This is a genomic window from Rhizobium sp. M10, from assembly GCF_002531955.1.
GTDB classification, from domain to species: domain Bacteria; phylum Pseudomonadota; class Alphaproteobacteria; order Rhizobiales; family Rhizobiaceae; genus Rhizobium; species Rhizobium etli_C.
Map to the genome: position 1 here is coordinate 104,700 of NZ_NWTA01000005.1, position 20,679 is coordinate 125,378.

The 20,679-nt window shown below is 61.3% G+C and carries 18 protein-coding genes and 1 pseudogene; 11 read left to right on the forward strand and 8 right to left on the reverse strand.

The features are described 5' to 3' along the window. Positions 1–33: 33 nt before the first annotated feature. Entirely contained in the window at positions 34–1,068 is a 1,035-nt protein-coding gene (locus CO671_RS10085) for an aspartate-semialdehyde dehydrogenase (RefSeq protein ID WP_064683966.1), read from the reverse strand. A gap of 112 nt (positions 1,069–1,180) precedes the next feature. Further along, a pseudogene (locus CO671_RS33995) lies at positions 1,181–1,360 on the reverse strand (hypothetical protein); the annotation flags it as partial. Positions 1,361–1,479: 119 nt separating this feature from the next. On the opposite strand from CO671_RS33995, the gene CO671_RS10090 reads away from it, so the two are divergent. From CO671_RS10090 to CO671_RS10110, 5 genes are all read left to right on the forward strand, one after another. Then, positions 1,480–3,234 (forward strand): alkaline phosphatase, encoded by a 1,755-nt coding sequence (locus CO671_RS10090; RefSeq protein ID WP_097605811.1) that lies wholly within the window; start codon positions 1,480–1,482, stop codon positions 3,232–3,234. A 93-nt stretch (positions 3,235–3,327) separates the two neighbouring features. Further along, the gene (locus CO671_RS10095) at positions 3,328–3,789 is read left to right on the forward strand and encodes a hypothetical protein (protein ID WP_097605812.1); all 462 of its coding nucleotides are present in this window, start codon (positions 3,328–3,330) and stop codon (positions 3,787–3,789) included. A 7-nt stretch (positions 3,790–3,796) separates the two neighbouring features. Further along, the gene (locus CO671_RS10100; protein WP_097605813.1) at positions 3,797–4,489 is read left to right on the forward strand and encodes an ATP-binding cassette domain-containing protein; all 693 of its coding nucleotides are present in this window, start codon (positions 3,797–3,799) and stop codon (positions 4,487–4,489) included. Further along, a complete protein-coding gene (locus CO671_RS10105; protein ID WP_097605814.1) occupies positions 4,486–5,796 on the forward strand; it encodes an ABC transporter permease in 1,311 nt (436 codons plus the stop codon). The genes CO671_RS10100 and CO671_RS10105 overlap by 4 nt, the downstream gene beginning before the upstream one ends. A gap of 214 nt (positions 5,797–6,010) precedes the next feature. Next, entirely contained in the window at positions 6,011–7,897 is a 1,887-nt protein-coding gene (locus tag CO671_RS10110) for an MFS transporter (protein ID WP_097605815.1), read from the forward strand. A gap of 42 nt (positions 7,898–7,939) precedes the next feature. On the opposite strand, the gene lpxE is transcribed toward CO671_RS10110, so the two are convergent. Both lpxE and leuB read right to left on the reverse strand, forming a co-directional pair. Next, the gene (gene lpxE / locus CO671_RS10115; RefSeq protein WP_210201909.1) at positions 7,940–8,692 is read right to left on the reverse strand and encodes a lipid A 1-phosphatase LpxE; all 753 of its coding nucleotides are present in this window, start codon (positions 8,690–8,692) and stop codon (positions 7,940–7,942) included. Between the two features lie 206 nt (positions 8,693–8,898). After that, the gene (leuB, locus tag CO671_RS10120) at positions 8,899–10,011 is read right to left on the reverse strand and encodes a 3-isopropylmalate dehydrogenase (RefSeq protein ID WP_097605989.1); all 1,113 of its coding nucleotides are present in this window, start codon (positions 10,009–10,011) and stop codon (positions 8,899–8,901) included. Between the two features lie 168 nt (positions 10,012–10,179). On the opposite strand from leuB, the gene CO671_RS10125 reads away from it, so the two are divergent. After that, positions 10,180–11,112 carry a pyridoxal-phosphate dependent enzyme gene (locus CO671_RS10125; RefSeq protein ID WP_097605817.1) on the forward strand — a complete coding sequence of 311 codons (933 nt, stop codon included), beginning with the start codon at positions 10,180–10,182 and terminating at the stop codon, positions 11,110–11,112. Positions 11,113–11,271: 159 nt separating this feature from the next. Here the strand turns inward: CO671_RS10125 and leuD are convergent, their stop codons facing one another. The 3 genes from leuD to CO671_RS10140 all read right to left on the reverse strand — a co-directional run bounded on the left by leuD (position 11,272) and on the right by CO671_RS10140 (position 12,881). After that, on the reverse strand, positions 11,272–11,880 hold the full coding sequence (leuD, locus tag CO671_RS10130) for a 3-isopropylmalate dehydratase small subunit (RefSeq protein ID WP_097605818.1): 609 nt from the start codon (positions 11,878–11,880) through the stop codon (positions 11,272–11,274). A gap of 237 nt (positions 11,881–12,117) precedes the next feature. Then, positions 12,118–12,540, reverse strand: coding sequence for a glyoxalase/bleomycin resistance/extradiol dioxygenase family protein (locus CO671_RS10135; protein ID WP_097605819.1), 423 nt, complete (start codon positions 12,538–12,540; stop codon positions 12,118–12,120). 107 nt (positions 12,541–12,647) lie between these two features. Next, positions 12,648–12,881: a hypothetical protein gene (locus CO671_RS10140; protein WP_010028885.1), complete on the reverse strand. Its 234-nt coding sequence runs from the start codon at positions 12,879–12,881 to the stop codon at positions 12,648–12,650. A 113-nt stretch (positions 12,882–12,994) separates the two neighbouring features. Here CO671_RS10140 and CO671_RS10145 point away from each other — a divergent pair, with 113 nt between their 5' ends. Beyond that, the gene (locus CO671_RS10145; protein WP_097605820.1) at positions 12,995–13,900 is read left to right on the forward strand and encodes a CoA ester lyase; all 906 of its coding nucleotides are present in this window, start codon (positions 12,995–12,997) and stop codon (positions 13,898–13,900) included. Beyond that, a complete protein-coding gene (locus CO671_RS10150) occupies positions 13,900–14,106 on the forward strand; it encodes a DUF1737 domain-containing protein (RefSeq protein ID WP_009996762.1) in 207 nt (68 codons plus the stop codon). Before CO671_RS10145 ends, CO671_RS10150 begins: the two co-directional genes overlap by 1 nt. 22 nt (positions 14,107–14,128) lie before the next feature. Here CO671_RS10150 and CO671_RS10155 read toward each other — a convergent pair whose 3' ends face one another. After that, entirely contained in the window at positions 14,129–14,566 is a 438-nt protein-coding gene (locus CO671_RS10155; RefSeq protein WP_008528622.1) for a metallopeptidase family protein, read from the reverse strand. Positions 14,567–14,729: 163 nt separating this feature from the next. On the opposite strand from CO671_RS10155, the gene CO671_RS34155 reads away from it, so the two are divergent. The 3 genes from CO671_RS34155 to CO671_RS10165 are packed head-to-tail and all read left to right on the forward strand — an operon-like array spanning position 14,730 to position 20,579. Next, positions 14,730–15,674 carry a hypothetical protein gene (locus CO671_RS34155; RefSeq protein WP_245423740.1) on the forward strand — a complete coding sequence of 315 codons (945 nt, stop codon included), beginning with the start codon at positions 14,730–14,732 and terminating at the stop codon, positions 15,672–15,674. 10 nt (positions 15,675–15,684) lie between these two features. After that, the gene (locus CO671_RS10160; RefSeq protein WP_280953327.1) at positions 15,685–17,133 is read left to right on the forward strand and encodes a DNA polymerase Y family protein; all 1,449 of its coding nucleotides are present in this window, start codon (positions 15,685–15,687) and stop codon (positions 17,131–17,133) included. After that, a complete protein-coding gene (locus tag CO671_RS10165) occupies positions 17,130–20,579 on the forward strand; it encodes an error-prone DNA polymerase (protein ID WP_097605822.1) in 3,450 nt (1,149 codons plus the stop codon). The genes CO671_RS10160 and CO671_RS10165 overlap by 4 nt, the downstream gene beginning before the upstream one ends. Positions 20,580–20,679: the final 100 nt, after the last annotated feature.

The following is a 20,679-nucleotide window of genomic DNA, read 5'->3' on the forward strand; positions in this document are numbered from 1 at the left end:
CGGGCTTTAACATCTTATGGTTTACAAATGGTATCAGGCGGCCTGCTTGCGCGGCTTGACCAGGCCGCGATTGACGAGCAGCTCGGCGATCTGGATGGCGTTCAGCGCCGCGCCCTTGCGCAGGTTGTCGGAAACCACCCACATATTGAGGCCGTTTTCGACCGTCGCGTCCTCGCGGATACGCGAAATGTAGGTCGCATCTTCGCCGGCGGATTCATAGGGCGTGATGTAGCCGCCGTTCTCGCGCTTGTCGATGACGAGGCAGCCCGGGGCGTCGCGCAGGATGTCGCGGGCCTGGTCGGCGGTGATCTCGTTTTCGAACTCGATGTTGACCGATTCCGAATGGCCGATGAAGACGGGCACGCGCACGGCCGTGCAGGTCACCTTGATCTTCGGGTCGAGCATCTTCTTCGTCTCGGCCAGCACCTTCCACTCTTCCTTGGTATAGCCGTCTTCCATGAAGCTATCGATGTGCGGGATGACGTTGAAGGCGATGCGCTTGGTGAACTTCTTGTTCTCGATCGGATCGGCGACGAAGACGGCGCGTGTCTGGTTGAAGAGCTCGTCCATGCCGTCCTTGCCGGCGCCGGAGACGGACTGGTAGGTCGAGACGACGACGCGCTTGATCTTGGCGAAGTCGTGCAGCGGCTTCAGCGCCACCACCAGCTGGGCGGTCGAGCAATTCGGGTTGGCGATGATGTTGCGCTTGGTGAACTGGCTGATGGCATCCGGGTTCACTTCCGGCACGATCAGCGGCACGTCGGCGTCGTAGCGCCAGGCCGAGGAATTGTCGATAACAACGCAGCCCTGCTGGCCGATCTTCGGCGAGAACTTCTTGGAAACCTCGCCGCCGGCCGACATCAGGCAGATGTCGGTGTCGGAGAAATCGTAGTTCTCCAGATTGGAGACCTTCAATGTCCGGTCACCATAGGACACCTCGGTGCCCTGCGAACGCGCCGAGGCGAGCGCCACGACCTCATCGGCGGGGAAGCCACGTTCGGAGAGGATGTTGAGCATCTCCCGGCCAACATTTCCGGTCGCTCCCGCAATTGCTACTTTGAAACCCATTTCTCAAGCTCTCTTTCTCTTCTCTCCTCTGGTCCGGTGAGGGGGGAAGGCGCGACGGATCGCGTCTTCCTGTCCCCAGCCGAGCCGGGGAGAGAGCGGCAGGCCAGAGACGTCAGACGGTTTTCGTCGTCGTTTTGGCCTTGGTTTTGGCAGAAACCGGAACGGCAATATCCACCCCGGCAACCCGTGCCCGGTCACTGCATGCGGCAATGGCGTGTTCGTCGCGAACCATGGAGATTCCTTTTCCGCTGTTGCTCTTAGAAGGTTTTCCACAGGAGTCAAGGTTTTTGCGCCGTCAGCCGCCAGGCGGAAGGAGCGGTGCCGTCCTGCCGCGCCTTGTCATGCCGCTGTCATCACCCGGGGGTATCCCGACCCGGTTGTTAATATCTGCAACGAAAACGGGGGTTTTCCATGCGTATGCTTCTCGCCGCCTTTGCGGCCACCACCATTCTCGCTGGCGCCGCTCAGGCGACGACGGTCTACCCGCTTGATCGCGCGACGATCCTTGTCGGTTCGCCGTTCGACTTCAAGGTCGAGCTCAACAAGCAGGTCAAGCCTGAAGACGTGAAGATCACGGTCAACGGCCAGGATTACAAGACCGTTCTCGGAGGCGAGGCTCAGTTCATCGAATTGGAAAAGGGCAAGGAAGATAAGGCCCTCGGCTCCGCCCTGCTGCTGCGCGGCCTGAAGATTTCCGCGCCGGGCGACTACAAGGTCGAGGTCTCTGCCGGCGACGAAACGAAGTCGGTCACCTGGAACGTTTACGAAACCGCCGGTCAGCCGAAGGCCAAGAACATCATCTTCCTGCTCGGCGACGGCCTTTCCGTCGCCCATCGCACTGCCGCCCGCATCATGTCCAAGGGCATGACCGAAGGCAAAGCCAATGGCCGCCTGAACATGGACGATCTCGATCATATGGCTTTCATCGGCACGTCCTCGACGAATGCCGTCGCCACGGACTCGGCCAACACCATGTCGGCGTTCATGACCGGCCATAAGACGGCCGTCAACGCGCTCGGCGTTTATGCGGACCGTACGCCCGCGCCGCTCGACGACCCGCGTGTCGAAACCATTGGGGAAGCCGTTCGCCGCACGACCAAGAAGTCGATCGGTATCGTCGCGACGTCCGAAATCGAGGATGCAACGCCGGCTGCCGTCGTTTCCCATACCCGCAGCCGCAACGACAAGGCCGACATCGTCGGCATGCTCCTCGAGGTCAAGCCGGAAGTCATCCTCGGCGGCGGCTCGGCCTATTTCCTCGGCAAGGAAGTCGCCGGTTCCAAGCGCAAGGACAATCAGGACTACATCAAGCTGTTCCAGGATGCCGGCTACAAGCTTGCGACCGATAAGAACGAGCTTGCAGCCAATGCGTCGGCTGACGGCAATCTCCTCGGTCTCTTCCACACCGGCAACATGGACGTCACGCTCGATCGCGAATTCCTGAAGAAGGGCACCGTCGACAAGTTTCCGAACCAGCCGGGTCTTGTCGACATGACCAAGGTTGCGCTCGATCGCCTCTCCAAGAATCCTGACGGTTTCTTCCTGATGGTCGAAGGCTCCTCGATCGACAAGATGTCGCATCCGCTCGATTGGGATCGCGCCGTCATCGACACCATCGAATTCGACAAGGCGATCGGCGTTGCCCGCGAATTCCAGAAGGCGCATCCGGATACGCTGATCGTCGTCACCGGCGACCACACGCATGGCGTTTCGATCATCGGCACCGTCGATGACGAGAAGCCGGGCACGGAAATGCGCGAAAAGGTCGGCACCTATGCCGAAGCCGGCTTCCCGAACTACAAGGACGAAAACGGCGACGGTTACCCCGACAAGGTCGACGTCAGCCGCCGCCTGTTCCTCAGCGCCAATAACGGCCCTGACCATTACGAAACTTTCCGTCCGAAGCTCGACGGTCCGTTCGTTCCGGCTGTCCAGAACGAAAAGAAGGAATATGTCGCCAACGAACAGTACAAGGATGTTCCGGGCGCGGTCCTCGTTCAGGGCAATCTGCCGAAGAGCAGCGAGAGCGGCGTCCATGCCGTCGACGACGTCGTTCTGCAGTCGGCCGGTCCGGGCGCCGAAGGCTTCCATGGCTACATGGAACAGAGCGACGTCTATCGCGTGCTCGCCGATACCTTCGCCCTCGGCGCCAAGCAAACGAACTGATCTCTGGATGCAAGGCCGCTTGCCGGCCTTGCGTCTTTCGTCGATCATGGTCCCGGCCGTTCAGCGGCCGGGATTTGTTTCCTGGAGGTCGCCATGGACATATTCTCTTCGCTGCATCTCAGCCGCCGCCGGCTGATCGGCGCTGCCGTTGCGCTCCCCTTCACCGCCAACGCCGTTCGTGCCGCCAGCGCTTTGCTCTCCTTCGACGAGCTCTATGGCAAGTTCGGCGTGCTCGGCCTTGAGTTCTCCGATAAGGTCAAGCGTCTCGCCGGCCAGGAGATCAGCATGAAGGGCTTCATGGCGCCGCCGCTGAAGGCCGAGGCGCAGTTCTTCGTGCTCACCGAAGTGCCGATGTCGCTCTGCCCCTTCTGCTCTTCCGATGCGGACTGGCCTGATAATATCGTCGTCGTCTATCTCGGGGAGAAGCAGACCTTCGTGCAGCCGCGCCAGACGATCGAAGTGCGCGGCACGCTGGAATATGGTTCCTGGACGGATCCGGAAACCGGCTTCGTCAGCCTGCTGCGCATCCGCCAGGCCGAATATTTCGCCGTGTGAACCCGACATGCTCGCGCTCGATATCGAAAACCTTGATGTCACCTTCCCGGGGCTCGCCTCGCCGGCGCTGGCGATCGGCCGCCTGTCGATCGATGCCGGCAGCAGGGTTGTCATCACCGGGGCGTCCGGCTCCGGAAAGAGCACCTTCGTCAATATCGTTGCCGGGCTGGAGCGGGCTCGCCAAGGCCGCATCCGCTGGAACGGCGAGGATATTGCCGGCTTCTCGGAAAGCCGGCGCGACCGGTTCCGCGCCGCCAATATCGGCCTGGTCATGCAGGAATTCCATCTTTTCCCAGGCCTGTCGGCACTTGAAAACGTGCTCCTGCCCGCCCGGCTTGCCGGCGCCGCCACGGCCGCCGTCATCGAGCGGGCGCATGCGCTTTTCAACACGGTCGGTCTTTCCCGCCCGGGCCAGAAGATCGAGACCATGTCGCGCGGCGAGATGCAGCGCGTGGCGATCGCCCGCGCGCTGCTGCGCAAACCCGGCGTCATTATCGCCGACGAGCCGACTGCAAGTCTCGACGCCGAAAGCGGCGAGGCCGTCGGCGATCTCATCCTTGATCTTGCCGTTGCCGAAGGCAGCACGCTGATCATCGTTTCGCACGACCAGCGCCTCGCGGGCCGCCTCGACCGACGCATCACCTTCGGCTCCGGCCGGATCAGCGAGGATTCCGCTGCGGCGGCGGGGGAAGCTGCATGATCCGCTTCATTCTTGTCGATCTTCGCCGCCTCTGGGCCGGATCGCTGGTCGTCGTGCTGTTGGTGGCGCTGGCGACCGCGCTCGGCGTTTGCGTCGTCCTGCAGGAGCGGGCGCTTCGGCTCGGCAGCGCGCGCGCCGCCGACAAGTTCGATCTCGTCATCGGCGCCGGCGGCAGCGAGACGCAGCTCGTGCTCTCCTCCGTTTTTCTGCAGCCCTCGCCCCTGCCGCTGATGCCGGGCGAGGTGCTGGCCAGGCTTGCCGCCGATCCCCGTGTCGACTGGGCCGCGCCGATCGGCTTCGGCGATTCCTTCTCCGGCTATCCGATCGTCGGGACGACGGTAACGCTGGCGGAGAAGCTGTCCGGCGGCTTTGCCGAGGGCAAGGTTTTCGCACATGAGGGAGAGGCGGTGATCGGCTCCGCGGTCAAGCTGCCGCTCGGCGGTGAAATCAAGCCGATGCATGGCTCGGCCGAAGAAGGCGGCGAGACCCACACCGAACTCGTCTATCACGTCGCCGGCCGCCTGCGGCCGACGGGGACCGCCTGGGATCGGGCCATTCTCGTTCCGATCCAGGCAGTCTGGCATATCCATGGTATGGAGGCGCATGAGCATGCGGAGGAGGGCGCCGGGCACGATCATGAGGCGGCGTCCGCCACGGCTGCCGCTGAACCCGGCCACGAGCATGAAGAAGCCGGCGATCATCACAATGGGCATGAGCATCACGGCGAGGCCGATCCGGATGCCGCGCTCAACGAGAACTGGACTGCGGACACTCCTGGCCTTCCCGCTATTCTCGTCAAGCCGAAGACGATCGCCGATGCCTACAAGCTTCGGCAGGACTATCGCAGCGGCAATACGGTCGCCGTCTTTCCCGGCGAGGTGCTGACCAATCTCTACGCCACGCTCGGTAACGCCAAGCAGATCCTCGTCGCGGTCGCCGCCGGGGCGCAAACTCTCGTCGCCGCCTCGCTGGTGCTGGTCACGGTCATCCATATCGGCCAGCGCCGCCGTCAGATCGGCGCGCTGAGGGCCTTCGGCGCCCCGCGCGGCGCGATCTTCGGCATCGTCTGGCTGGAATTCTTCTTCCTGGTGGCGGTCGGCATCGGGCTCGGATTCGGCTTCGGTTATGCTGCGGCGCTGACTTTGTCCGGCCTATTCTCCGAGACGAGCGGTATCGCCATGCCGGTCGGCTTCGCCCGTGAAGACGCCGGGCTTGCGGCGGCACTGCTCGCCTTTGCCGCAATTCTTGCCGCTCTGCCGGCGGTGCTCGCCTATCGGCAATCGCCGGCGCAGGCGCTGAGAGCGTAACGGTCCAGATCGCAAACCGCAGTCAAACTTCCTTCCAACGGAGCGCGATGCGCGCGACAAAGCGCCCTGCTGTTAGACTAAAGTCATAATCCCAAAGCATCCCTCTTTTTGATCTGCCGTTTCTGGCACACTCCCGTCAGGCGTGTCGCGGCCAGGGGTATGCTCGAGGAGAGTAGGCCGCGCGCGTTGCTCATCACTCTGTGGAGGACAGACAATGGCAAATGTCGCAAGCATCGACGGCGCGAAGGCCGCTCCGATGACCGGCGAGGAGAAGAAGGTCATCTTCGCCTCTTCGCTCGGCACCGTATTCGAATGGTATGATTTCTATCTTTATGGTTCGCTCGCTACCTATATCGGCGCAACCTACTTCACCCAATATCCCGAGGCGACGCGTAACATCTTTACGCTGCTCGCCTTTGCCGCCGGCTTCCTGGTGCGTCCCTTCGGCGCGCTGGTATTCGGCCGTCTCGGCGATCTTGTCGGCCGCAAATACACCTTCCTGGTGACGATCCTGATCATGGGCATGTCGACCTTCCTCGTCGGCATTCTGCCGGGTGCCGCCAGCATCGGCATTGCAGCCCCGATCATCCTGATCGGCTTGCGCCTGCTGCAGGGCCTGGCGCTCGGCGGTGAATATGGCGGTGCGGCAACCTATGTCGCCGAACATGCGCCGAACGGGCGCCGCGGCTATTTCACTTCCTGGATCCAGACGACGGCGACGCTCGGCCTGTTCCTGTCGCTGATCGTTATCATCCTGGTTCAGTCGCTGATGGGGCCGGTTCAATTCGCCGCCTGGGGCTGGCGTATTCCGTTCCTGGTCTCGGTCGTCCTGCTCGGTATTTCCGTCTGGATTCGCCTGAAGATGAACGAGTCGCCGGCATTCCAGCGCATGAAGGCGGAGGGCAAAGGCTCCAAGGCGCCGCTGACCGAAGCTTTCGGCCAATGGCGCAACGCCAAGATCGCGATCATCGCGCTTCTCGGCGCGACGATGGGCCAGGCGGTCGTCTGGTACGGCGGCCAGTTCTATGCACTGTTCTTCCTGCAGAACGTGCTGAAAGTGGATCTGCAATCGGCCAACATCATGGTCGCCATCTCACTTCTGCTTGGAACGCCCTTCTTCGTCATCTTCGGCGGCCTCTCCGACAGGATCGGCCGCAAGCCGATCATCATGGCTGGTCTTCTTATCGCCGCGGTGACCTATAATCCGCTGTTCAAGGCGATGACCTGGACGGCAAACCCGGGGCTTGCCGAAGCGCAGGCTTCGATCCGCGCGACGGTCACGGCCGATCCGGCGGACTGCAAGTTCCAGTTCAACCCGACGGGCACGGCGAAGTTCACCAGCTCCTGCGACGTGGCGACGGCGTTCCTGACGAAGAACTCGGTGCCTTATGACGTCGTGGCCGGCCCTGCCGGACAACCGGCGACGGTGAAGGTGGGTAACGCGACGGTGCCGAGCTTCGACGCCGCTGCTGCCGGCGACAAGGCGAAGGGCATGACCGCCGCCTTCGAAAAGAGCATCAACATCGCGCTTCACGATGCCGGCTATCCGCTGAAACGCGGCGTCGCCAAGGTGCCGGATGCCAAGCTCGATGCCTTCATCGCCGCCAATCCGGAACTGGCGCTCAATGCCGAAGCTATCCGCGCCGGCGAGAAGGAAACCATGCCGGCGGCCAAGCTGGTCGAAGGCAAGCTGCTGACGGCGGATGAGGCCAATGGCGTCACCGATATGGCGGTCTACAACATCGCCAATGGCGGCACCTTCGCCATGACCGCCGATCCTGCCCGCGTCAACTGGATCGGCACGGTCGCCATCCTGTTCGTCCTCGTCCTCTATGTGACGATGGTCTACGGCCCGATTGCGGCACTTCTGGTCGAGCTCTTCCCGACCCGCATCCGCTATACCGGCATGTCGCTGCCCTATCACATCGGCAATGGCTGGTTCGGCGGCTTGCTGCCGGCGACGGCCTTCGCGATGAGCGCTGCGGCGGGCGATATCTATTACGGTCTCTGGTATCCGATCGTCTTTGCGGCGATCACCCTGGTGATCGGCCTGATCTTCCTGCCGGAAACGAAGAACAGGGATATCCACGCAATGGATTGATGGCGCGTTCGCGTCTGAGAAGCTCGAGAAGCGGCCCGGCGCTCACAAGGCGCCGGGCTTTTCCATGTCAGGGAAAAGGCGCTTGGCGAGCGGCCAGCCATCCGGCGCTAGTTTGAAGAGCAACCCGCAGCGGGCAAAGACGATCGCCATCAACAGCGAGAACCAGGCGCCGAAGGCAAGGCCGGCGATGACATCGCTCGGATAATGGGCGCCGACCATGACACGCGTCATGCCGAGCCAGATGGCGCAGGCGATGAAGGCAACGCGGTAGCGCGGAAACAGAAGCGCGAAGGCCGCGAAGAAAGCGCCGACCGTGGTGGAATGGCCGGAGGGAAAACTTTCGAAAGCGGAATGGCCCGAAAAGGGCGTGAAAGAAAACATGCCGTAATCGTGGAAGTGATCGGGGCGAGCCCTTCCGATCGCCCGCTTCAGGAGATTGGCGAGAAGCCCAGAGAACACGACGGTGGTGAAGAGATAGGCGCCGATCCAGCTTACATAGAGTGCCTGCGCCCTGGCTCGCGCCGTCTTCAGGAGCTTGTAACCCGCCCTGCCCTGGAAGAAGAGCAGGATGCTGGTAAGGATCAGCCAGGCGGAATCGCCGAAACCGGTCAGGAGCTCGCCAAGCTGCTTCACTGGAGCGGGAGGTTTGCTGGCGCCTATCGGCGCATCGAAGAGCAGCATGGAAAGGATCACGGCATTGATCGTGATAAAGAGGCAGGCCTGCCAGCGCAAAGGCGGCATGGCAGCGTCGCTTCGGCGCCAGCGCCTGTCCAGGGAAGTCCAAAATGCCCGCATGCCGTCGTCCGTTCGAATTGGCATGGCCGGAAATCGATCTCGGTTCTCGGTCATGCGCTCGTGAAATCCGGCGCAAAAATACACGAGATTGTGGCCGAGGATAGTCCGGCTCGGAGAATTCGACCAAGCGTTGCGGTCGCCGACTGCAGAAAAAGCAGCCCTCCGCGTGGGATGCGAAGGGCTGATACTGTTTCACGTGAAATATATCAGGCCGAGAGCGCCTTGAACTCGGCAAGGATCGCATCGCCCATCTCGACGGTGCCGACCTGCCTTGCGCCATCGGCCATGATGTCGCCGGTGCGGATGCCCTTGTCGAGCACGTTGGCAATCGCCTTTTCCAGGTCGTCGGCTTCCTTCACCATGTTGAAGGAGTAACGCAGGCACATGGCGAAAGAGGCGATCATGGCGATCGGATTGGCAATGCCCTTGCCGGCAATATCGGGGGCCGAGCCGTGCACCGGCTCGTAGAGCGCCTTGCGCTTGCCGGTCTTGCCGTCCGGCGCGCCGAGTGAGGCCGAGGGCAGCATGCCGAGCGAGCCGGTCAGCATGGCGGCGACGTCGGAGAGCATGTCGCCGAAGAGATTGTCGGTGACGATGACATCGAACTGCTTCGGCTGGCGCACCAGCTGCATGCCGCCGGCATCGGCGAGCATATGTTCGAGCTGGACGTCGGAATATTTCGCCTTGTGCGTCTCGGTCACCACCTGGTTCCAGAGCACGCCCGACTTCATGACGTTGCGTTTCTCCATGGAGCAGACCCGGTTCTGGCGCGTGCGGGCCATTTCGAAGGCGACGCCGGCGATGCGCTCGATCTCGTAGGTATCATAGACCTGCGTGTCGATGCCGCGCTTCTGGCCGTTGCCGAGATCGATGATCTCCTTCGGCTCGCCGAAATAGACGCCGCCGGTCAGCTCGCGGATGATCAGGATATCGAGGCCTTCGACCAGCTCCGGCTTCAGCGAGGAGGCCGAGGCGAGGGCCGGATAGCAAATGGCGGGACGCAGGTTCGCGAAGAGCTGCAGATCCTTGCGCAGGCGAAGCAGGCCGGCTTCCGGACGCACTTCATACGGCACGCTATCCCATTTCGGGCCGCCGACGGCGCCGAACAGAACGGCATCGGCGGCAAGCGCCTTCTGCATGTCGGCTTCCGAGATCGCCGCGCCATGGGCATCATAGGCAGAGCCGCCGACAAGGCCTTCGTCGGTGACAAAACCGGCATTCATCGTCTCGTTCATATAGGCGATGATCTTGCGGACCTCGCCCATGGCCTCGGGACCGATGCCGTCACCCGGCAGCAGGAAAAGATTGCGCGCTGTCATGAAGCCCTCCTGGAAAAACAAGCTGCGGCTTCTTAGCCCCCGGAAATGGGCATTTCAAGCGAGAGAAGGCCTGAATCGGTACGCTTCGCCGCCCGCCGCAATGGTTGCTCCTGGACCGGCAAACGGATTAGAACGGTCGCCACCCTTTTATTTCCCGGATATTCTCCCATGGCCTTTACACGTCTCCATCTCGACACGCCGCTGTTTCGGACCGCCCCCGACTACAGCGCCAGCGGCAAGCCTCTCTGGCTGAAGCTCGATGCGTTGCAGCCCTCCGGCAGCTTTAAGCTGCGCGGCGTCGGCCGGCTTTGCCAGCACGAGGTGGAAAATGGCGCGCGCGAGATCTTCTGCGCTTCCGGCGGCAATGCCGGCATTGCCGCGGCCTATGCCGGCCGGGCGCTCGGCGTGCCGGTGACGATCGTCGTGCCGGAGACGACGGCAGCCGATGTTCGGCAGACGATTGCGGCAACCGGCGCCAATGTCCTCGTGCACGGCGCCGTTTTCGACGAAGCCAATGCCCACGCGGTCGAACTCGCCCGCAGCCGCAAGGCAAGCTATGTGCATCCTTTCGATCATCCGCTTCTGTGGGATGGTCATGCGACGCTGATCGACGAGGTGGTGGCGAAGGGTGCGGAATTCGACTGCGTCGTCACCAGTGTTGGCGGCGGCGGGCTGCTTGCCGGCATCGTCGAGGGGCTGAAGAGAAACGGGCTGCCCGACGTGCCCGTCATTGCCGTCGAAACCGAAGGGGCGGCTTCACTGCATGAAAGCCTCAAGGCAAATGAGCGCATTACGCTGCCTGCCATCACCTCGATCGCCACTTCGCTCGGCGCGCGGCAGGTGGCGCAGCATGTCTTCGACCTGCCGAAACAGCACCCGATCGAAAGCGTTCTTGTCAGCGATGCCGATGCCGTTGCCGCCTGCCTGAAATTTGCCGATGCGCAGCGCATTCTGGTCGAGCCGGCCTGCGGTGCCGCCCTTGCCGCTGCCGATGTGCATGCCGGGCTGCTTGCGCGCTTCGACAATCCGCTGATCGAAGTCTGCGGCGGCATCGGCGTGTCGCTGGAAAAGCTGAGGCTCTGGAAAGAGAAGTTTCTCTGATCTCTAAAGCGCGTTCTTTCGGATTCGCTCCTTGCGCTTTAGGTTCTTTGTTGAAGCATGTCGTTGCCGCAAAACCGCTGCACACTTTTGCGCGACATGCTTCGACCAAAGAAAAAGCCGGGCGAAAGCCCGGCTTGATCGATCGTCATTCGTTCGGGCTCAGGCAGCCCAAGGATGCACAGAGGCGTTCTTCTTTTCGAATTCGTCGATCGCCTCGCCCTTTTCCAGCGTCAGGCCGATATCGTCGAGGCCGTTCAGCAGGCAGTGGCGCTTGAACTCGTCGAGATCGAATTTGATCGAGCCGCCGTCGGGGCCGGTGATTTCCAGGTTTTCCAGGTCGATCGTCAGGATGGCGTTGGAGCCGCGTGAGGCGTCGTCCATCAGCTTGTCGAGGTTTTCCTGGCTGACCTTGATCGGCAGGATGCCGTTCTTGAAGCAGTTGTTGTAGAAAATGTCGGCGAAGCTGGTGGAGATCACGCAGCGGATGCCGAAATCGAGCAGCGCCCAGGGAGCGTGTTCGCGCGAGGAACCGCAGCCGAAATTGTCGCCGGCGACGAGGATCTTGGCATCACGATAGGCCGGCTTGTTCAGCACGAAATCGGGATTTTCCGAGCCGTCTTCGTTATAACGGGCTTCGGCGAAAAGGCCGGTGCCGAGGCCGGTGCGCTTGATGGTCTTCAGATAATCCTTCGGAATGATCATGTCGGTGTCGATGTTGACGACCGGCAGGGGCGCCGCAACGCCCGTGAGCTTCACGAATTTATCCATGACCCATGCTCCACTTCAGCAAATGTACTTTCCTGAATGTGCATCTAGTCCAGTTTTCCGCCGAAATGAAGGAGAATCTTTCTAAAGCGCGTCGCGATCTTTCAGATTCGCTCCTTGCGCTTTTAGGTCTTTGTTTTGACGCATGTCGTTATCGCAAAGCCGCCGCACACTTTTGCGCGACATGCTCTAAATCGCGGCCGCGCGACGTTTCGCGCGGCCCGAAGAGTGCGTGCGTTCTTACTTGGTCGGGGCGTTCAGGCCCCAAAGCACGCCGAAAGGATCGCGAAGCTGGCCGTAGCGGTCGCCCCAGAACATCAGTTCGATCGGCATGACGACTTCGGCGCCGGCGGCCACCGCGCGCTCCCACCAGAAATCGATATCGTCGATGATCAGCTGGATGGCGAAGCCTTCATGGCCTTTGAAGGGATGGCCATATTCGGGATAGGCATCCGCCAGCATGAGCGAGCTGCCGTTGATATAGAGATGAATATGCATGGTGCGGCCGCTCTCATCGACCGGCACCCGATGCGCCTCTTCGGCGCCGAAGGCCTTCTTGTAGAATTCCGCGGCTTTCACCGCGCCGTCGACCGTCAGATAGGGCAGCAGGCCATTCTTGACCGGCGGCATTTTAACCGGGTTGTTTTCCGTCGTCGTATCCATGCTCGTCCTCCATCGTGTTCAAGCGCCGGCTGAATGCCTGGCTGCTTAAAGACGTATCATGGACGCATGGTCCGACAATGTCGGTCGGTTTTTTTGAGCGACGCGGCTTAGAGATCGATGATCGTGCCGCGACCGTCGTTCCAGATGCGCATCTCGCGTTGGCCGTTGTTTGCCTTGGCGCGGACCGGAGCGGGCTTCATCTTCATCGAAAGGGCGCGGCCGACCATGAGCACGGTCAGGATGCCGCCGACGGCAAGCGTCACCGAAAAGGTGAGAAGCAGCATGGCGACAAAAACGGTGGCGCCGGCAAGCATGAAGAAGATGGAGCGAATGTTCTGCATGGGTTTGATACCTTTCTACAGAAAGGAATGTGGTCCTTCTTTTTTCTCTCTGCAAGGCAAGCATGGCTTTTTGTTGTCTTGCCGGGCTTTGCGAAGCTTGGCACTAATGAGTGATGAGCCGAACCATACCTCCCCGTTCCCTACATCTGCGCCGCTCGGTGCTGAGCGTGCCCGCCATCAATCTCCGGGCGCTTGAAAAGAGCCATTCCCTTGATTGCGATGCGGTTATTTTCGACCTGGAGGATTCCGTCTCGCCCGAGAAGAAGGGGCAGGCGCGGGAAAATCTGCGCGGCTTTTTTGCCGGGCCGCCGCTTGAGGGCAAGGAGAGGATCATCCGCATCAATTCTTTGTCATCCGAATTCGGGTCGGCGGACCTCGATCTGGTCAAGGCGCTTCTGCCCGACGCCGTTCTCCTGCCGAAGGTGGACGAGCCTGGTGATGTGACGGACATCAGCGATCTGCTTGCCGATGCGGAGGCGCCGGAGGCGCTGCGCATCTGGGCGATGATCGAGACACCGCGCGGCGTGCTGAATGTCGGAGCGATCGCCGGAGCCGGCCGCACGCCGGGTGCAAGGCTCGATTGCCTCGTTGTCGGGCTTAATGACCTGCGCAAGGAAACGGGCGTGCTTCCCCAGCCGGGACGGAGCCATCTCGTGCCGTGGCTGATGCAGGTCGTCCTTGCGGTCAGGGCCTATGGGCTCGATGCGATCGACAGCGTCTTCAACGATTTCAAGGATGCCGAAGGCTTCGACGCCGAATGCGGCCAGGGCCGCGCCATGGGTTTTGCTGGCAAGATGCTGATCCATCCCTCGCAGATCGAGCCCGCGAACCGGCATTTCGGGCCGAGTGCGGAGGAGATTGCGGAGGCCGAGGCGGTCATATCAGCTTTTGCCGATCCTGACGCCAGGGGCCTCAACGTCATCAATGCCAATGGACGGATGATCGAACGGCTGCATCTTGTCCAGGCCGAGGCTCTGGTTCATAAAGCTCGCCTGATATCTGCAAGAAAGCCCGCCTGATGAAACTCTACCGCTTCCTGACCGGTCCCGACGATGCTTCCTTCTGCCACAAGGTCACCGCCGCCCTCAACAAGGGCTGGTCGCTGGAGGGTTCGCCGACCTATGCCTTCAATGCCGCAACCGGCGCGATGCAGTGCGGCCAGGCCGTCGTCAAGACCGTCGAAGGCAAGGATTATGATCCGGAGATGAAACTCTCCGAGCAGTAAGACTTAATTCCAGGATAGACGCCTAACGCTCCGCGGCTTCCTCGGCGCTGGCCTCGATCCGCTCCATATCATCGTCGCTCAGCCCGAAATGGTGGCCGATCTCGTGGATCAGGACATGGGTGATGATATCGCCGAGCGTCTCGTCGTTCTCCGCCCAGTAATCGAGAATGGGGCGCCGGTAGAGGCGGATGCGGTTCGGCATTTCGCCGGTTTCCACCGTGAAACGTTCGGAAATGCCCCTGCCCTCGAAAAGGCCGAGCAGATCGAAAGGGGTTTCCAGCGCCATGTCCTCGAAAACGTCGTCATCGGGGAAGTCCTCGATCTCGATCGTGAGGTTGGTCGTCAGCTGGCGGAATTCATCCGGCAGATGGCTGTAGGCCTCCATGGCCAGCGACTCGAAGGTGCTGATCGTCGGCGCATGGCGGTCCCGCCAATCATCGCTCTGGTCTATGCGGGCCATGAATATTCCTTCCTTTGCGGGCCCATATAGAACCTTTATTGCCGATTTTCGAGTGCGGAATCAAAGGCAGGAATAAATTCATAGAAAATGATTGTTGACTCTTCATTAGCTCTCTGGAATCTATAAGAACATAACAGGAACAAGACGGATCGGAGTGAACGCCATGGCGCAGAACGCCCTGGCGCGCGAGCGGCTTTTTGCGCTCCGCGAAACCATTGCCAGACTGGAAGGAAAGCCCGCGCCGGCATTTGCGGCCGCGGAGCGGGAAGCCTTGGCGGAAGGACGCAAGACGCGCCAGGAGCGCATTCTGCCATCCCTGCCGTTCGGGCTGGAGCTTCTCGATCGGGCGCTGGAGGGCGGCCTGCCCCTCGATGCGATTACCGAATTCCGTTCCGCGCTGTCTCGCGACGCCGGCGCGGCAAGCGGACTGGCGATGGCTGTTGCCGCGCGGCTGCAGAAACAGGAATCAGATGCCGGCAGGCTGATGCCGCTGCTCTGGATCGGCGATGCAGTCGGTACGCTGGAGGCCGGCCGTCCCTATGCTCCCGGGCTTCGGGATTTCGGGTTGAGCCCTGAGCGATTTCTCCATGCCGCGCCGCGCAAGCTGGACGAAGCGCTCTGGCTGGCGGAGGCGGCGGTGGAAAGCGCTGCTTTCTCGGTCGTCATCCTCGAAGTGCGGGGCAACCCTGTGCATTTCGGCCTGACCGAAAGCCGCAGGCTCAGTCTCAGGGCGCATGCTGCCCGCCGTCCGCTCTTTGTCGTGCGGCAGGCAGGGGCGGAGGAGGCCAGCAGTGCGGCCTTGCGCCTGCATGTCGAACCGGGACCGTCTGCTCTGCGGCCGTTACCGGACGGATCGAAGCTTGCCGGCAGCATCGGCAATCCGATTTTCCGTCTCACGCTGGAGAAGAGCCGCAATCCGGCCCCGCTCTCCTTTCTCCTGGAGTGGAGCCCCCATGAACGCGAATTTTTCCCTGTCATCGAACCAAACCTCATTCGTCCTCCAGGCGAACAGTCAGCGCATTCTGGCGCTCAGCTTCCCGCATCTACCAACCGACCGTATCGCCCGCAGGCGATGGGGGCCCTCCTGGCGTTCGAAAGAGCGTCCTGAGGCGCCGGCCATCGTCTGTTCGGCCAAGCTCAACAATGCCATGCGGCTGACGGCACTGGACGAATTGGCCGAGCGGCTGGGGCTGAAGAAGGATCAGGGCGTTGCCGAGGTGCGCGCCATGTATCCGACGCTCGAGGTGGTGGAAGAAGATCCGGCCGCCGACCGCCGGCTGCTGGAAGCAATTGCCGACTGGTGCGACCGTTATACGCCTTTGGTGGCGTTCGACGGCAAGGACGGTCTGTTTCTCGACATTACCGGCTGCACGCATCTTTTCGGCGGTGAGAAGGCGCTTCTCAAGGATGTTCTGTCGCGGCTCTTTCATATGGGGATCGATGCGCGCGGCGCGATCTCATCGTCGCCGGGCCTTTCCTGGGCCGTGTCGCGTTTCGGGCAAAGCGGCGTGATCGGGGATGAGGAGACGGAGCGTGTGCTGATGTCTTTGCCGATCGCAGCCTTGCGGCTGCAAGGGCAAACCGTCGATGCGCTGAAGAAACTCGGCCTGAAATATATCGGCGACGTCATCAATGCGCCGCGGGCGCCGCTGACCCGCCGGTTCGGGCCGGAATTGCTTTTGCGTCTCGACCAGGCGCTAGGGCATGAAGAAGAACCGGTTTCGCCCCGTCGCCCCGTCGCCAGTCTTTCGGCCGAAAGCCGCCTGATCGAGCCCATCGGAACGGAGGAACAGATCCTTGCCGTCACCAGGCAAGTCGCCGTGTCGCTGCAGCCGTCGCTGGAGGCACGAGGCGCCGGCGGGCGGGTGTTCGAATTGGTTCTATTCCGCGTCGACGGCAGGGTCTTCCGTATTTCCGTCGGCGCTTCGCAACCGCTTCGCGAACCGAAATTTATCGCCGGGCTTTTTTCCGAACGACTGCAGGCGGTCTATGACGATCTCGATGCCGGCTATGGTTTCGAGATCGTGCGGCTGAATGTGTTGCAGCATGATCCCTTCAACGAAGCGCAGGCTGATTTCGAGGGCGATCGTCAGGGAGAAATCTCCCTTTCGGCTTTCGTCGACCGTGTCTCCGCCCGGCTGGGTGCGGATTGCCTGCAAAGCTTCCAACTCCGTGAGAGCCATGTGCCGGAACGCGCCGTCATCGCAGTTCCGACGATGGATAAGCTTTCAAGACGGGGGAAGGCGGAACAGAGCGGTCCTCTCCCTTTCCGCGAAGAGCGTCCGTTGCGGCTTTTTGCAACGCCGGAGCCTGTCGAGACCGTACTCGCCGAAGTGCCGGATGGCCCGCCGCAGATCTTCCGCTGGCGGCGCATGCAGCATCAAGTGGCAAAAAGCGAAGGTCCTGAGCGGATTGCCATGGAGTGGTGGATCGACGGAAGCGACGCGGAGGCGCGCGATTATTTCCGTATCGAGGACGAGGCCGGACATCGCTTCTGGATCTATCGTCGAGGTTTCTATGGTCAGGAGCTCGACCCTCGCTGGTTCATGCACGGGGTATTCGCATGAAGGCCGAACGTGCATTCTTCGAGATTGGCGCGAGGACGAATTTCTCGTTTCTCGAAGGCGCCTCCGGCCCCGAGGAGATGGTCGTACAGGCCGCCCATCTCCGGCTCGGCGGCCTCGGGATTGCGGACAGGAATTCGGTTGCCGGCGTGGTCAGGGCGCATGCGCAGGCGTTGCAGCTCGAGGAGAAGTACAAGAACAGACATGAGACGGATTTTCAGGCGAAGGAAGGCGAGGAAATCCTCGATCCGGTCAGGGTTCAGCCGGGTGCCCGTCTCGTCTTCTGCGATGATACGCCCGACATTCTCGCCTATCCCAGAAACCGCCGCGGTTGGGCAAATCTCTGCCGGCTTCTCAGCGCCGGCAATCTGAAGGAGGAAGCGGTCAAGGGAACCTGCATCCTGACGGAAGAAGAGCTCATGGAATGGGGAGACGAGATGATGCTTGCCCTCGTTCCGGATCGTACCCTTGTCGATCATCAGCAGGGCCAGTCGACGCTGGAAGATTGTCTGGAGCGGTTTCGCAGACGGTTCCGCAAGGCTTTTTTTATGGCGTTGGCGCCGGCCTATGACGGCCGCGATAGGCAGGTCTTTGCGGTGCTTGCCATGCTTGCCGCCCGAAATCGCGTGCCGTTGATTGCCACCAACCAGCCACTTTACCACCATCCTGAACGCCGGCCGCTTTCGGATGTCGTGATCGCGATCCGGGAGCATGTGCAGATATCGCAAGCCGGATTCCTGCTGGCACCGAATGCCGAGCGCTACCTCAAGGATTCACGTGAAATGGTCCGGATCTTCCGGGACTATCCTGGTGCGATCGAAAATACGCAGACCTTTTTCGGGAAGTTGACCTTTTCACTGAAGGAACTGGAGCATAATTATCCGCCTGAAAACGATCCTGGCGAAACGCCGCAGGAGACCCTCGAGAGACTGACAAGGGCGGGGGCGGCAAAGCGCTATCCCGAGGGGATTCCGGTCAAAGTTGCGCCGCAGATCGAGTATGAACTCGATCTCATCGGAAAGAAGAACTACGCCTCCTACTTCCTGACGGTTCACAGGATCATCCAACACGCCCGTTATGACCTCAAGGTCTTGTGCCAGGGGCGCGGATCGGCGGCAAATTCGGTCATCTGCTATTGTCTCGAAATAACGGAAGTTGACCCTCAAAAGAGCACGCTGCTCTTCGACCGCTTCATTTCGATGGATCGCGACGAACCGCCGGATATCGACGTCGATTTCGAACATGACCGGCGTGAAGAGGTCATCCAGTTCATCTACAAAAACTACAAGAGAGAACATGCCGGGCTGACGGCAGGGGTTACCACCTACCGCACCCGTTCGGCCGGCCGCGAGGTCGCCAAGGCCTTCGGCCTGTCGGAGGATGTTCAGTCGGCGATCAGCAGCCTCGTCTGGGGTTGGTCGGAGGACAATCTTTCCGAGAGGGATGCCAAGGCGGCCGGTCTCGACGTCAAGGATCCGGTGACCCGGAATGTGCTGAAATATGCCTCCGAGCTTCTCGGCTTCCCGCGCCACCTCACCCAGCATGTCGGCGGCTTCGTCATCACACGGGACCGGCTCGACGAGGTCGTGCCGATCATGAAGACGGCGATGCCGGATCGCTACATGATCGAATGGGACAAGGACGATCTCGACAACGTCAAGATCCTTAAAGTGGATGTGCTGGCGCTCGGCATGCTGACCTGCCTGCGGAAGGCCTTTTCGCTGCTTGAACTGCATTATGATGTCAAGAAGACGCTCGCAGACCTCGGCAACAGGGAGCATGGGGACGAGGGCAAACCGGTCTATGAGATGATGGGCCGGGCCGATACGCTTGGCGTCTTCCAGATTGAAAGCCGGGCGCAGATGAGCATGCTGCCGCGCCTGAAGCCGAAGATATTCTACGACCTCGTCATCGAGGTGGCGATCGTCCGGCCGGGGCCGATCCAGGGCGATATGGTCCATCCCTATCTGAAACGCCGAGAACAGCGCGCCAGGAACATCCCGATCGAATATCCGAGCAAGGAGCTGGAAGCGGTCCTCGAAAGAACCCTCGGCGTGCCCCTGTTTCAGGAGCAGGCGATGCAGATCGCGATCACCGCTGCAGGCTTCAGGCCGGCAGAGGCCGACAAACTTCGCAGGGCGATGGCGACATTCAAGCGAACCGGTACGATCGGCGATTTCGAGAAGCGCTTCATCGAGGGAATGGTCTCAAAGGATTACGATCCCGAGTTCGCAAAACAATGTTTCAATCAGATCAAAGGTTTCGGTGAGTACGGCTTTCCGGAAAGCCATGCCGCTTCCTTCGCGCTGCTGGTTTATGCCTCTTCATGGCTCAAGGCCTATTATCCCGATGTCTTCTGCGCGGCGATGCTGAACTCCCAGCCGATGGGATTCTATGCGCCGGCCCAGCTGGTGCGGGATGCGCGCGAGCATGGAGTAAAGATCCTGCCGGTCGACATCAATGAATCGGACTGGGATTGTACCCTTGAGGAGGCTGCCTTCGACCGGAAGGCCGTCGATTTCCGGCATGGCGAGATGCGCGGGATCATCAAGACCCGGCATGCGGTGCGGCTGGGTTTCCGGCAGATCAAGGGTCTCTCGCCGGACGATATGAAACGGCTCGTCGACAATCGCGGTCAAGGATACAGTACGGTGCGTGATCTCTGGCTGCGGTCCGGCCTGCAGAAATCGGTCATCGAGCGGCTGGCGGATGCGGATGCGTTCCGATCCATTCATCTGTCACGGCGCGAAGCGCTTTGGGCTGTGCGGGCACTGGATGTGAAGAGTGCAGCCGAAGAACTGCCCCTTTTCGAACAGGTCCGTCATGTCGACCTTCAGCCAGAACCCGCGGCGGTGCTGCCGGATATGCTGCCGGGAGAGCAGGTGATCGAGGACTATCGTTATCTCTCCCTGTCGCTGAAAGCGCATCCGGTCTCCTTCCTGCGCGAGGAGTTCCGGAAGATCGGCATCACTCGCAATGTCGATCTTCTCAGAGTGCCGAACGGAAAGAGGGTGACGATCGCCGGGCTGGTGCTCGTGCGCCAGCGGCCGGGTTCGGCCAAGGGCGTGATCTTCATGACGCTGGAGGATGAGACCGGGGTCGCCAATGCGATCGTCTGGAACAAGGTATTCGACAAATACCGGGCGATCGTCATGGGGGCTCGGCTCGTAAAAATCCGCGGCAGGCTGCAAAGCCATAGCGGCGTGATCCATACGGTCGTCGAGCATATCGAGGACATGACACCGGCGCTCGGCATCCTGCAACGCGAGGCGCGCCGTTTCGGCGCCTGCGAGCGTTCGGACGAGGTGCTGAGACCGGGAGGCGACCAACGGCAGATCGCCGACGCGCGGAAGGGGGCGGAATTGGAAAAACGGGTGCTGGCCGCAGGCCGCCATGCGGGCGTGGCGGAAACCGCCGAAGTCATGCCGCGCGGGCGGAATTTTCATTGACGTGCGCCGCGCCGGTCGAAATCATCCGGACATGCCTTCATTGTGTGTGGGCGTTACCGCCCGGAATCGCCCCCATAATTTAGATAATCTGCAACAAGCG